Annotated in this window: 9 protein-coding genes; 4 read left to right on the forward strand and 5 right to left on the reverse strand. The window is 65.9% G+C overall.

Translation table 11 applies throughout. The annotated features are described in order from the left end of the window. Both Q0897_RS07260 and Q0897_RS07265 read left to right on the forward strand, forming a co-directional pair. A complete protein-coding gene (locus Q0897_RS07260; protein WP_299308646.1) occupies positions 1-2541 on the forward strand; it encodes an HWE histidine kinase domain-containing protein in 2541 nt (846 codons plus the stop codon). Beyond that, the gene (locus tag Q0897_RS07265) at positions 2534-3073 is read left to right on the forward strand and encodes a hypothetical protein (RefSeq protein ID WP_299308555.1); all 540 of its coding nucleotides are present in this window, start codon (positions 2534-2536) and stop codon (positions 3071-3073) included. The genes Q0897_RS07260 and Q0897_RS07265 overlap by 8 nt, the downstream gene beginning before the upstream one ends. A gap of 26 nt (positions 3074-3099) precedes the next feature. On the opposite strand, the gene Q0897_RS07270 is transcribed toward Q0897_RS07265, so the two are convergent. From Q0897_RS07270 to Q0897_RS07280, 3 genes are read right to left on the reverse strand one after another with little or no spacing between them, the layout of a single operon-like run. Beyond that, positions 3100-4008 carry a CoA ester lyase gene (locus Q0897_RS07270; protein WP_299308557.1) on the reverse strand — a complete coding sequence of 303 codons (909 nt, stop codon included), beginning with the start codon at positions 4006-4008 and terminating at the stop codon, positions 3100-3102. Then, positions 4005-4994 (reverse strand): agmatine deiminase family protein, encoded by a 990-nt coding sequence (locus Q0897_RS07275; protein WP_299308558.1) that lies wholly within the window; start codon positions 4992-4994, stop codon positions 4005-4007. The genes Q0897_RS07270 and Q0897_RS07275 overlap by 4 nt, the downstream gene beginning before the upstream one ends. Positions 4995-5005: 11 nt before the next feature. After that, a complete protein-coding gene (locus Q0897_RS07280; RefSeq protein ID WP_299308648.1) occupies positions 5006-6628 on the reverse strand; it encodes a M28 family metallopeptidase in 1623 nt (540 codons plus the stop codon). Positions 6629-6846: 218 nt separating this feature from the next. Here Q0897_RS07280 and Q0897_RS07285 point away from each other — a divergent pair, with 218 nt between their 5' ends. Both Q0897_RS07285 and Q0897_RS07290 read left to right on the forward strand, forming a co-directional pair. Further along, positions 6847-7320 (forward strand): hypothetical protein, encoded by a 474-nt coding sequence (locus Q0897_RS07285; protein ID WP_299308559.1) that lies wholly within the window; start codon positions 6847-6849, stop codon positions 7318-7320. Between the two features lie 395 nt (positions 7321-7715). Further along, positions 7716-10025, forward strand: a complete 2310-nt coding sequence (locus tag Q0897_RS07290) for a CDC48 family AAA ATPase (RefSeq protein WP_299308560.1) — start codon at positions 7716-7718, stop codon at positions 10023-10025. Positions 10026-10067: 42 nt separating this feature from the next. Here Q0897_RS07290 and Q0897_RS07295 read toward each other — a convergent pair whose 3' ends face one another. Together Q0897_RS07295 and Q0897_RS07300 are read right to left on the reverse strand one after the other, a co-directional pair. Beyond that, entirely contained in the window at positions 10068-11213 is a 1146-nt protein-coding gene (locus tag Q0897_RS07295) for a mechanosensitive ion channel family protein (protein ID WP_299308561.1), read from the reverse strand. 29 nt (positions 11214-11242) lie between these two features. Continuing rightward, positions 11243-12559: a CHASE3 domain-containing protein gene (locus Q0897_RS07300; RefSeq protein WP_299308562.1), complete on the reverse strand. Its 1317-nt coding sequence runs from the start codon at positions 12557-12559 to the stop codon at positions 11243-11245. Positions 12560-12563 lie beyond the last annotated feature (4 nt).

The raw sequence follows: 12563 nt of genomic DNA on the forward strand, positions 1-12563 counted from the left end.
ATGACTATGGATCTGGCCGAGGTCGATCTTACCAATTGCGACCGCGAACCGATCCACATCCTGGGGGCGATTCAGCCCTTCGGATTCCTCCTCGCGACCAGCGCCGACTGGATCGTGCAGCGCGCCGCCAACACCGCTCCCTTCCTCGGCAAGGATACGGACGCGCTCATCGGCGAAACGCTGACCGACATCTTCATGCCCTTCGCGATCAAGCAGATTCGCCGCCGGGTCGTGATGCTGCGCACCGAGGACGCGGTGGAGCGCATCTTCTCGCTGCAACTGCGCGAGGATGACCGCAAGTTCGACGTCGCGGTGCACTTCTCCGGCGACCAGCTCATCATCGAATGCGAACCGGCAACAGGCGACGAGCTCGAAGTCTCCTCCACCGTGCGCAGCATGATTCAGCGGATCGACGGGGCGCCGACGCTCAACGCCCTGCTGCGCGATGGCGCGCGGCAGTGCCGGATGCTGACCGGTTTCGACCGGGTCATGGTGTACCGCTTTGCCGAAAGCGGCAGCGGCGAGGTCGTGGCCGAGGCGCTCGAAAACGGGATCGACAGCTTCATGGGGTTGAATTTCCCGGCGACCGACATCCCGCAACAGGCCCGCCGCCTTTACGTGCGCAACACGTTCCGGATCATCTGCGACGTGAACGAGCCGTCCGTCGCCATCGAACCGCGCGATCAACCATCGGTCGATCTTTCGCTGTCGCTGCTGCGTGCGGTGTCGCCGATCCACATCGAATATCTCAAGAACATGGGCGTGTCCGCCTCGCTGTCGATCTCGATCATCGTCGACGGCAGGCTATGGGGTCTGTTCGCCTGTCACCATCACGAACCGCGCCTGCCCAGCTTTGCCGAACGCAGCGCCGCCGAGCTGTTCGGGCTGATGTTCTCCCTCGTCCTTGAACGCAAGCTGCGCGCCGAGGAAATGGCGTATGAGGACGAGGCCCGCAAGGTTTCCAACCGGTTGATGTCCGCCGCCGCGCGCGACAATGACCGGCTTTACGACGCCGACTGGATCGGCGAGATCATGCTGGACGCGATCCCCGCCGATGGTGTCGGCGTGATGGTCGACGGCGAAGTCTCGATAAGCGGGATGACACCGAGCGAGGAGCAGTTCAGGCAGCTGATCGGCGCACTCAACCAGAATTCCAAGAGCGAGGTGATCACCACCACGCGCATTTCCGAAATCCTCGACGAGGCGCGCGAATACGAAGGGCGCGCGGCCGGCATGCTCGCCGTGCCGATCTCGCGCCGGCCGCGGGACTATGTCGTGATGTTCCGGGCGGAGCAGCTGCGCTCGGTCCGCTGGGCCGGCAATGCGGAAAAAAGCGTCGAATACGGACCCAACGGCCCACGCCTCACCCCGCGCAAGAGTTTCGAGGAATGGTCCGAACTGGTCCGGGGCGAGGCGCGCCCGTTCACCCCGGCGCAGATCCGCATCGCCAATTCGCTGCGCACGACATTGCTGGAAGTCGTGCTCCGCCTCACCGAAGCGGCGAGCGAGGAACGCCGGCAGGCGGGCGAGCAGAAGAACCTGCTCATCGCCGAACTCAACCACCGGGTGCGCAATATCCTCGCGCTTATCCGCGCGCTCGTCGGGCAGACCGGGCGCGAGGCGGACGATATTCACAGCTTCACCCGCACGCTCGATTCGCGGATTCAGTCGCTCGCCCGTGCGCACGATCAGCTGACCGCGGATCAGTGGGGTCCGGCCCATTTGCGCGACCTGATCACGACGGAGGCCTCGGCCTATCTCCACGGCCAGGCGGAGCGTATCGAGATGGTCGGCCCGGAGGTGACGATCACGCCGGACGGATTCACGGTCATGGCGCTCGTCGTGCACGAGTTGACCACCAATTCGACGAAATATGGCGCGTTGAGCGACAGCGGCAAGGTGTGCGTCGAATGGCGGATCGAGGATGACGGCGCGCTGCTCGTCGACTGGGTCGAAAAGGGCGGGCCGGCGGTCATGCCGCCCAAACGGCGCGGTTTCGGCACGACCATCATTTGCGATTCGATTCCGCACGAGCTCGGCGGCGACGCCGAGGTGCATTATCGCACCGCCGGGCTGGAGGCGCAGTTCCGCATTCCCGCCCGCTACGTCGACAATGCCGAACCCTCGCGCCAGGGTCCGGCGCGACCGTCCTATTCCAGCGATGCGGGCAGGGCGAATATCGCGGGCAAGCGTATCCTCCTGGTCGAGGATAGCGCGCTGATCGCGCTCGACGCGGAGGACAAGCTCATCGACCTCGGCGCAAGCGAGGTCGTCCTCGCCGCGAGCAACAAGGCCGCGTTGCGCGCGATCGAGGCGGATGACATCGACATCGCCATGCTGGACTTCAACCTTGGCCGGGAAACCAGCACGCCGACGGCGGAACGCTTGCGCGATGCGAAGATTCCCTTCATCTTTGCCTCGGGTTACGGCGGAGAGGACACGGTGCCGGTCGAGTTTCGCGGCGTTCCGATGGTCGTCAAACCCTATGCCGCCGATCAGATATTGCAGGGATTCGCACAGCTTGGCTCCAACGATGAATAGACTGCGCCGCGCATGGGCGGCGGCATTCGCCGTCTTTTTCGCCACGTTCGCCTTTCCGGCGTTCGCGGCGGTGACGGTCCATTTTCAAAGTTTCGACGGATCGGTGCTTTTCGGGCGCTATCCGCACACCTTCGTCGTCATGGAAGGCACGCTCGACGCCACGGGGGAGCGGATCAACGAGAATTACGGCTTTACCGCAAGATCGGTCACGCCGGCTGTCCTGCGCGGGCCGGTCGAGCATATGATCTATGTCGAGAAGCAGAAATATGTCGAGGAGACGAACCGGCATATCTCCATCACGGTGGACGATGCGACCTATTGGCGCATCCGCCGCGAAGTCGATGCGTGGCGCAATATCGAGGGCGACGGATACGACCTCAACCGCCGCAATTGCATCCATTTCGTCGGTGCGATCGCGCGGATCGTGGGCGCCGACGTGGACTATCCGTCCAGCCTCCTGCGCAGGCCGAGGGCGTGGCTCAACCGCGTGGTCGCGCGCAATCCGCAATTGCACGGGCGTCAGTTCGACTGAACCTTAACGGGGGGCGTGCGCGCCGCCTATCGCGGTCCGAAGGCGTCCCGCATGGCGATGATATGCCGCGCCTGTTTCAGATGCGGCATGTCGAGCATCTTTCCATCGAGCGCGACGACCCCGGCATCTGGCTCCGCATCGAAGGCCGCCACGACCGCCTCGGCATGGGAGATTTCGTCGGCAGACGGGCTGTAGGCCTCGTTGATCGGCTCCACCTGCGCGGGATGGATCGCCATCCGGCCCGCAAACCCCTCACGCCGGGAGGAAAGCGAATCGGCCCGCAAACCTTCCAGATCGCGAAAATCGGGCCAGATCGCGTCGATCGCGGCGACCCCCGCCGCCTTCGCCGCGAGCAGCATCATCGCCCGCACCGTCCGATAGGTCAGCGCCAGCCGCCCATCATCGCCGCGATTGCCCGCCGCACCGAGATCCGCGCTCAAATCCTCCGCCCCCCAGGTCAGCCCGAAGAGACGCGGCACGGCCCGCTCCGCATAGAGCGGAAGACGCAGCGCAGCCCCCGCCGTTTCCGTCGCCACCGGCAGGGTCCGGATCGACCCCGGCGCCAGCGAATCGCGAAGTTCCAGCACGTCGAGGCAATGGGACAGGCGGACAAGGTCGTCCGGCCCCGCGGCCTTTGGCAGCATGATGCCCGCCGGCCCGCCCCGCACCACGGCGGCCAGATCGGCGAGCGCGTGTTCGCTGTCGAACGGGTTGATGCGCACCCACACCGCCGCACCGCCGCCGCCGCGCGCATCGCGGAGCACTTCGGCCGCCATCGCGCGGGCCGTATCCTTGCGCGCGGGCGAGACCGAATCCTCGAGATCGAGGATGATCGCGTCGGCACCCACCGATTGTGACTTGGCGATCTTCTTCTCGCTGTCGGCGGGCACGAACAGCATGGATCGAACCGGGCGTGGCATGGGCGTCTCCGTCATGGGGTGGGCATTTGCTGGCTGGCGCAGTGGAAACCGCCGCCGCCCGAAAGCACGGCGCCGCCGGGCAGGCCGACCGTCGCGCGATCCGGGAACAGCGCGGCAACCGCGGCCACCCCGTCGGCATCGTGCACGCTGCCGAAGGTCGGCACGACGACGAGATGGGTGGTGATGCAGAAATTCATGTAGCTGGCCGGTTCGACGAAATCGCCGTCGCTGATCAGACCCGGCGACGGGACGTCGGCAATGTCCAGCCCGAAGGCGCGGGCGCGGTCCCGCGCATCCTCGTAAATCGCGCGATTGGGATCGTCTGCCCCCGTCGGCACGGGCAAGGCCAACCGCCCCGGCGCGACGAAGCGGGCCAGATTGTCGACATGCCCATCGGTATGATCGTTCAGCAGCCCGTCCCCGAGCCAGAGCACACGATCGAAACCGAGGTCGCGGTGCAGCCGGTCCTCTATGTCACCGCGCGACAATTGCGGGTTGCGATTGGGGTTGAGCAGGCATTGCTCCGTCGTGACGACAAGCCCGGTGCCGTCGGTGTCGATGGCCCCTCCCTCCAGGATCCAGTCGGCCACCACCGGCTCCATCCCGGCGTCGCGCGCAAGCGCCGCGCCGACGGTTTCGTCGCCCGCCATGCGATATTTGCCGCCCCAGCCATTGAAGCCGAACCGCCGTGCCCCGCGCCCGCCCGCGCCGTCCGACACGATGAGCGGGCCTGTATCGCGCAGCCATATATCGCCATATTCGCGCCGCTCCAGCGTAACGGCGGCGGACACCAGGCTGCGCGCGCGCGCTTCGTTCGCCGCGTCGCGGACGAGCAGGCGCACGGCCTGCCCGCTTTCGGCGACGGCATTGGCGAAGGCGGCGATTTCCTCCTGCGCGCGGGCGAAGGCGGCCGGCCACTCCCCCGCATCATGGGGAAAGCCGATCCACAACCAGTCCTGCGGATGCCATTCGGGCGGCATCCGGTGCGTGTCATCCCTCATCGCGGCGCGGCTCAGCAACCGGCGTCGGACGCGGCGCAGCTTTCATCGCGGATACGGCGAAACTCGTCCCCGTCGAGCCAGTTCGGCCACGCGCCGGTATTCGCCAGCGACCGACCGAGCCGGTAGAACAGGCGCAGATCCTGCTCCGCCCCGTCCCAGTTCCAGTCGGGATCATATTCGTCCTGCGGCCCGTGATAGCGGTTCTCGGTATAGTCGGCCGCGGCCGCCGCACCCGCCGCCGTGCCGCCCTCGATCAAATCCTCGCCCGATTCGACGTAGAACATCGGAACGCCGCGCTTTGCGAGGCTGAAATGGTCGGAGCGATAGTAAAAGCCCTTTTCCGGGGTGGGTTCGGGCGTCGCCGTCCGGCCCAGTTCGCCGAGCGCATCGTCCAGATACGCATCGAGCTCGGACTTGCCCCCGCCCACGACCACGACATCGTTCGCAGGGCCCGCCAGCGACAGCGCATCCATGTTCACCCCGCCCACCGTATGATCGAGCGGAAAGACAGGATTCGCGGCGTAATATTCGCTCCCCAAAAGGCCCGATTCCTCCGCCGTGACCGCGACGAAGGCGATGGAACGTTCGGGCGCGCCCGCCTGCACATGCGCCTCGGCCAGTGCGACGAGCGCGGCGGTGCCGGTGGCATTGTCGATCGCGCCGTTGCAGATGTCGTCGCCCGTTTCATCCGCCTTGCACCGGCCCAGATGGTCCCAGTGCGCGGTATAGAGCACGACCTCGTCCGGGCGCTCGCTCCCCGGAAGGACGCCGATGACATTGTTCGATTCGAAGCGCCGGATCGCGCTGTCGAAACCGAAGCTGGTCGTGACGCCGAGCGGCACGGCGGCAAAGCCCTTGCGCTTGGCCGCGGCGGTCATCGCGGCGAGATCCTGCCCCGCCATGGTCATGAACCGCTCCGCCATGGGCTTCTGGATCCAGCCGTTCGCCCGGGTCTGGCTCGCGCCGTCGTCGGCGGTCTGCGCATAGGCCTGCGCGCCGGTCCAGCTCGATTCGACCACGTTCCAGCCATAGGCCGCGGGGAAGGTGTCGTGCACGATGAGCGCGGCCGTCGCACCCTGCCGCGCGGCTTCCTCGAATTTATAGGTCCAGCGCCCGTAATAGGTCATCGCCCGCCCGCCGAACGGCCCGTCGAGCGTGTCCGCGTCATAATCGGGATCGTTGACGAGGATCAGCGCGGTCTTGCCGGTCATGTCGATGCCGGCATAATCGTTCCACCCCTTTTCGGGCGCGTTGATGCCGTATCCCACGAACACGATCTCGCTATCCTCGATCCGCGTTTCGGGGGTCACGCGGTAGCTGACCGCCACGTAATCGTCGCCGGGGGCAAGCCGGATGGACTGCCCGCCGCGCTCCACGATCATCGGCGAATAATCGGCGCCGGTCATCTCGACGAGCGGCACTTTCTGAACCCAGCTGCCATTGTTACCGGGTTGCAGACCCGCCTTCGCAAAGCGGTCCTCCAGCAGCGCGATGGTCTTGCGCTCCCCCTCGGTACCGGGCGCGCGCCCCTCGAACGCATCGCTGGAGAGGGTGCGCGTGACCTCCTTCATCGTGTCGATCGAGATTTCGGGCACGCCATTGCCGGCCATCGCGGGGGGCGATCCACTCTCCATCGTGGCGCAGGCGGCGAGCGAGGCGGCAAGCGCGGTCGATGCCGCCCATCGCCCGGCGCGCCGACCCAGTCGCGCCCACGCCGCTTGCCCGAAGTTCGTCCGCGAAATCATTGCCATGTCGATACCGATCCTCATAAATCCTCGACCGAGAGTGGCAGAGCAGGCCGCACCGGGCAAGCATGTCGCGCCCCGTCATGCCCGGTGCTATATCGCGCATCATGAAAGCCACCGTCATTCGCCAGATCGCGATCCTCGCCGCAATCGTGCCCGCCGCGCCCCTGCTCTTTGCCTGCTCCGCGCCGGAGGAGGCCGCCACCGCGCCAGCCGCCGCCGACCCCGCGCAAACCGCTGCGGACGAAGCTGCGCACGAAAACGCCGCGATCTTTGCCCGGAATTTTCGCGCGATCGGGACCGATCCCTACTGGGCCGCGCATGTGACGGACGGACGGCTGCGCTACGTCACGCCGGAGGACCAGGAGGGCGTGACCGTGGACGTGACGCAGATTTCGCCGGCGGACAAGCTCGACGTGATCGAGCTCAGCGGGACGATCGGCGAGATCCCCTTCACGCTCAGCGGGAGGATCGAACCGTGCAGTGACGGGCTTTCGGACCGCGAATACCCCTATGGCGTCACGTTGCAGATGGACGACGAAACCATGGCCGGCTGCGCCCGCCCGACCGACAGCCTATGACGCGGTGCAGCAATCCATGTCGCGCAAGCGAAGTCGACAGGATGATGAGAACTGCAATTCCATTTTAACCGATTGGTTTTGCGGTGGGATGCATAATTTGCAACATCGCTCGATCATTTCGCATTTGCACAAAGGGAGGCTCTGGCCTATCTCGAAATGGCCTTACAGGCATCCTCTCCCAAAACTTAATGGCCCGGTCGGCTTGTCCGCCCGGGCCTTTTTTTGTCCTGACGCCGGTTCGCGCCGCATTCGGTCCGGTGCGCCGTCATCGGGCAGCGATTCGTGACCTCTGCGGATTGCAAGGGCGGAACCCATCCCCATCTGATCCTTTGAACCCGGTAACGGGTGCCGGGCGACGCCTTGCGCGGCGCGCCCTCAACGACAAGGAGCCTTTCATGGCGGATGCAGACGCGGGCACCGAACCCCGCGAAGTGAAATTACAGGTCGCGGCGGCACGGCAGGAGGAATCGGGCCACGGCATCGCCCGCATTCCCCGCGATGCGATGGCGGCGCTTGGCGTGACCGAGGGCGACATCATCGAGATCACGGGCAAGCGGACGACGCCTGCCCGCGCATTGCAGCCCTACCCCGAGGATGAGGGGCTGAACGTGATCCGTCTCGACGGTCTCGAACGCGGCAATGCCGAGGCTGGCTCGGGCGAGCATGTCGTGGTGAAAAAGGCCGAATCGCGTCCGGCAACCCGCGTGGTGTTCGCCCCCGCGCAAAAGGAAATGCGGCTTCAGGGGCCGGGACAGGCATTGAAGCGCAATTTCTTCGGTCGGCCGCTGGTTTCCGGCGATCTGGTCGCGACGCGGGGACAGAAGCGGGTGAAGGACATGCCGCCCGAAATCGCGCGCATGTTCAATGCGCCCGCCTTCGCCCTCACGCAGATCCGCCTCACCGTCGTCAGCACCACGCCCAAGGGGATCGTGCACATCGACGAGAATACCGAGGTCGAGTTGAAGGCGGAGTTTGAGGCCCCGCGCGATGGCCGCGCCGAGGTCAATTACGACGACGTCGGCGGGATGGAGGAAACCATTCGCCAGCTGCGTGAAATGGTCGAATTGCCGCTGCGCTACCCCGAACTATTCACGCGACTCGGCGTCGATCCGCCCAAGGGCGTTTTGCTGCACGGCCCGCCGGGTACGGGCAAGACGCGGCTCGCCCGCGCGGTGGCCAGTGAAAGCGATGCGAATTTCTTCACCATCAACGGTCCCGAGATCATGGGGTCCGCCTATGGTGAGAGCGAGAAGCGCCTGCGCCAGGTGTTCGAGGAAGCGCAGAAGAACGCGCCCGCCATCGTCTTCATCGACGAACTCGATTCCATTGCGCCCAAGCGGAACAATACACCGGGCGAGGCGGAAAAGCGGCTCGTCGCGCAATTGCTGACGCTGATGGACGGGCTGGAGGCGCGGTCGAATCTCGTCGTAATCGCCGCCACCAATCGCCCCGATGCGCTGGACGAGGCGCTGCGCCGGCCGGGACGCTTCGATCGCGAGATTATCGTCGGCGTGCCGGATCAGACCGGGCGCGAGGAAATCATCGTCATCCACACCCGCGGCATGCCGCTGGCCGAGGATGTCGATCTCAAGGAACTGGCCCGCACCACGCATGGCTTCGTCGGGGCGGATATCGCCGCCCTGGCGCGTGAGGCCGCGATCGAGGCGGTGCGCCGCATCATGCCGAAACTCGATCTCGACGCGCGAACCATCCCGCCCGAGGTGCTGGACAACCTGTCTGTGGAGCGCCGCGATTTCTCCAATGCGCTGAAACGCGTGCAGCCGTCCGCCATGCGCGAAGTCATGGTGCAGGCGCCCACCGTGGGCTGGGCCGACATCGGCGGCGTGGACGAAGCGACGGAGAAATTGCGCGAAGGGGTCGAGCTGCCGCTGAAAAACCCGCAGGCGTTCAAGCAGCTCGGCATCCGCCCGGCGCAGGGGTTCCTCCTCTACGGCCCGCCCGGCACCGGCAAGACCTTGCTGGCCAAGGCCGTGGCAAAGGAAGCGGAGGCGAATTTCATCTCGATGAAATCGTCGGATCTCCTCTCAAAATGGTTTGGCGAGAGCGAGCAGCAGATCAGCCGGCTGTTCGCGCGCGCGCGGCAGGTCGCCCCCTGCGTCGTGTTCATCGACGAGATCGACAGCCTCGTGCCCGCACGCGGATCCGGCGGCAGCGAGCCGCAGGTGACGAGCCGGGTGGTCAACACCATCCTCGCCGAAATGGACGGGCTGGAGGAATTGCAGTCGGTCGTCGTCATTGGCGCCACCAATCGCCCGACGCTGGTCGATCCGGCCCTGCTGCGTCCCGGTCGTTTCGACGAGCTCGTCTATGTCGGCGCGCCGAGCGAGGAGGGGCGCCTGCATATCCTCAAGATTCACACGGCGAACATGCCTCTGGCCGATGATGTCGACCTCACCCATGTGGCGGCGGAAACCGAGCGGTTCACCGGCGCCGATCTGGAGGATGTGGTGCGGCGGGCCGGCCTCAACGCGATTCGCCGCGATGGGGGCGAGGTTCGCACCGTCGGGATGGAGGATTTCCGCGAGGCGCTGAAGGATTCGCGCGCCACGGTGACGCAGAAGATGGAGCAGGAATACGCCAAGATGCGCGGCGAATTGAAACGGCGCGCGGCGGAAACCGGCCCCATCGGATTTATCTCGCCCGGCATGTTGACCCCGACGCGGGAAAACAAGCACGAGGATTGATACGATGGAGGAGGGGCGGTCGCCTGCGGCTGCCCCTTTTCCCTACCCCGCCGTGGGCATGGCCGCGGCAGAGGGCGGCCCGCTCGCGCCGTCGATGCGCAGCGGTTCGGCGGCGAGCAGGCGATTGCGCACGATCGCATCCGGCATTTCGGCGGCGATCCACTGAATCAGGGCCTCGCGTATGTCGCAGCGCAGGTCGAACAGGGTCGGCGAATCCTTCGCCGTCATCAAGAACCGAACCTCGATCGCGTCGCGGGTCAATTCCGTCACCTGCATATGCCGGACGCGCTTGTCCCAGCGCGCGTTGCTTTCGACCAGTTCCATGAATTTTTCGCGGATCGGATCGAGCTTCGTCATCGGATCGACGTAGAACATCACCGTGCCCAGCAATTGGGAGGTGGTCTTGGTCCAGTTTTGGAAAATCTCGTCGAGGAATTTCGATGTCGGCACGACGAGCCGCCTCTCGTCCCACACCTTCACCACCACATAGGTCGTGCGGATCTCCTCGATCCACCCCCACTCGCCGCCGATGATGACGGCATCGCCAATGCGGATCGGCTCGGTCAGGGCGAGTTGCAGCCCCCCGATCAGCGATTTGAGCGCGGGTTGCGCCGCCGCACCCACGGCCAGCCCGGCAAGCCCCGCCGATGCGACCAGCGTCACCCCGATGTCGCGGACGACGGGAATCGACAACAGCACCAGCCCCGCCGTGATGAACACGATGAGCGCGGTGCCCAGCCGCGAAAAAATCTGCAATCGCGTGCGCCGGCGCCGCGCACTCAGATTGTCCTCCACCGAAATATCGGTGCGCAGGATCATCGCCGCGATCAGCGCATGAAACAGCGACAGCGCGATCCAGCCGAGCAGCGCCGGCAATACGAACCCGGCGATCGCCTCCCATAAAAGCGCGAGTTCGGGAATTTCCCCCGCGACGAATACCAGCGCCACCGCCACCGCGGCATAGCGCGTGGGCCTGCGCATTTTTTCGAGCACGAGATTGTCGGCGGCGCTCCGGCTGGAGCGGACCACCTTGCCCAGCAGGCCGAACGCCAGCCGGTGCAGCACCAGCACGCCCGCCACGGCCAGCACCAGTATGATGAGGTCCTGCCCCCATTCGACGACATGGGGCGGCAGGTTTGCAAACGGTGCGCGCATGGTTTCGAAATCCATGCGCGCGATGCTACGCATGGCTTTGCTGCAATGCAATATGGGGCGGTTCAGCCGTGCGGGATCCGCATGTTCACCTCGGCGCCGCGTTCGTCGAAATGACGCTCGATACTGCCGTTGAGCTGCCGGGCGCTGCTTTCCATCAGCATGCTGCCGAAACCGCGCCGCTCGCCCGGTTCGGCGGGTTGCGGACAGATTTCGCGCCATTTGAGATGCAGTTCGCGCGTGTCGGCACCCGCGCCCGTATCGTCCAGGGACCAGTCGATCTCGATCCGCCCGCCCTCCTGCGACCAGGCGCCATATTTGACGGCATTGGTGGCAAGTTCGTGCAGGACGAGCCCGATCGGCGTCGCCTGCCGCATGGTCAGCCGCACCGGCGGGCCGGTGACCTCCACCGGATTTTCGTCGGAGCGATAGGGGGCCAGCACCTTCTCGATCAACGTGACGAGCTCCGCCTCGCTGTCGTCGCCGCCCTGCGTCGCCTCATGCGCGTCGAGCAGCGCGCGGATGCGGGCGGCGATGATTTCGGCGGTCTGCTGCGCGCCGGTCTGGCCGCGCGCGCTCATCTGCACGATGGCGAGGATGACCGCGAACAGATTCTTGACCCGGTGATTCAGTTCGTGGGCGAGCAGGTCGGCGCGGTCCTTCGCCTCGGCCAGTTCCTCCGCGCGGGAGGCACGCTCCTCGCTCTGCGCCGCGCGGATCGACTGCGCAAAGCCGAGCACCAACGCCGCCACGATTCCCAGCATCAGCGCCGAAAGCAGCGGCAGGACCCGATTCTCGTTGACCGCGGCCTCATCGGTCGCCCGCGACAGGATGGCCTGCTCGGTCGCTTCCATCTCGCTCAGCGCCTGGCGGAGCGCCTTCATCTCCTGCATGCCCGCCTTCGACAGGATGACCTGCTGCGCGTCGAGGATGCGGCCCTCGCGTATCATGCCGATCGTCTGGTCGAGCTCGGCGAACTTGGCCGCGCCATGCTCCTCGATCCGGGACAGCAGGTTGCGCTGCTCCGTGCTGCCTTCGGCGAGGACCAGCCTCCGCAGCCTGCGCAGCGCACGGGGATAAAGCGCCCGCCCCATTTCGTAGGAGGCAAGGTAATCCCGGTCGAGCGTGATGAAATAGCCACGCTGCCCCGTTTCGGCGTTGAGCGCCGCCCGGTCGAGATCGCGCAGCGCGCTCATCACCTGCATCGTGCGTTCGGCCTGCGCGCGTTCCTCGCGCTCGCTCGTGATCGTGTTCCACACCAGGAACAGCGCGCCCATCAACCCGATCGCGACGAGCAGGAACACCACGCGCGACGCGATCTTTCCCCCGCGTGGCGAGGGCGGCGCGTCGCCTTGTTCCGCCGGTGCGGCCAGCCTGCTCATGGCG

Origin of the sequence: uncultured Croceicoccus sp., assembly GCF_947496385.1 — a bacterium.
Lineage (GTDB): Bacteria > Pseudomonadota > Alphaproteobacteria > Sphingomonadales > Sphingomonadaceae > Croceicoccus.

What these genes read in the sequence shown, in the direction of transcription:
- Q0897_RS07260 (WP_299308646.1), top strand. Translation starts at nt 1, where the DNA reads ATGACTATGGATCTGGCCGAGGTCGATCTTACCAATTGCGACCGCGAA.
- Q0897_RS07265 (WP_299308555.1), top strand. Translation starts at nt 2,534, where the DNA reads ATGAATAGACTGCGCCGCGCATGGGCGGCGGCATTCGCCGTCTTTTTC.
- Q0897_RS07270 (WP_299308557.1), bottom strand. Translation starts at nt 4,008, where the DNA reads ATGACGGAGACGCCCATGCCACGCCCGGTTCGATCCATGCTGTTCGTG.
- Q0897_RS07275 (WP_299308558.1), bottom strand. Translation starts at nt 4,994, where the DNA reads ATGAGGGATGACACGCACCGGATGCCGCCCGAATGGCATCCGCAGGAC.
- Q0897_RS07280 (WP_299308648.1), bottom strand. Translation starts at nt 6,628, where the DNA reads ATGGAGAGTGGATCGCCCCCCGCGATGGCCGGCAATGGCGTGCCCGAA.
- Q0897_RS07285 (WP_299308559.1), top strand. Translation starts at nt 6,847, where the DNA reads ATGAAAGCCACCGTCATTCGCCAGATCGCGATCCTCGCCGCAATCGTG.
- Q0897_RS07290 (WP_299308560.1), top strand. Translation starts at nt 7,716, where the DNA reads ATGGCGGATGCAGACGCGGGCACCGAACCCCGCGAAGTGAAATTACAG.
- Q0897_RS07295 (WP_299308561.1), bottom strand. Translation starts at nt 11,213, where the DNA reads ATGCGTAGCATCGCGCGCATGGATTTCGAAACCATGCGCGCACCGTTT.
- Q0897_RS07300 (WP_299308562.1), bottom strand. Translation starts at nt 12,559, where the DNA reads ATGAGCAGGCTGGCCGCACCGGCGGAACAAGGCGACGCGCCGCCCTCG.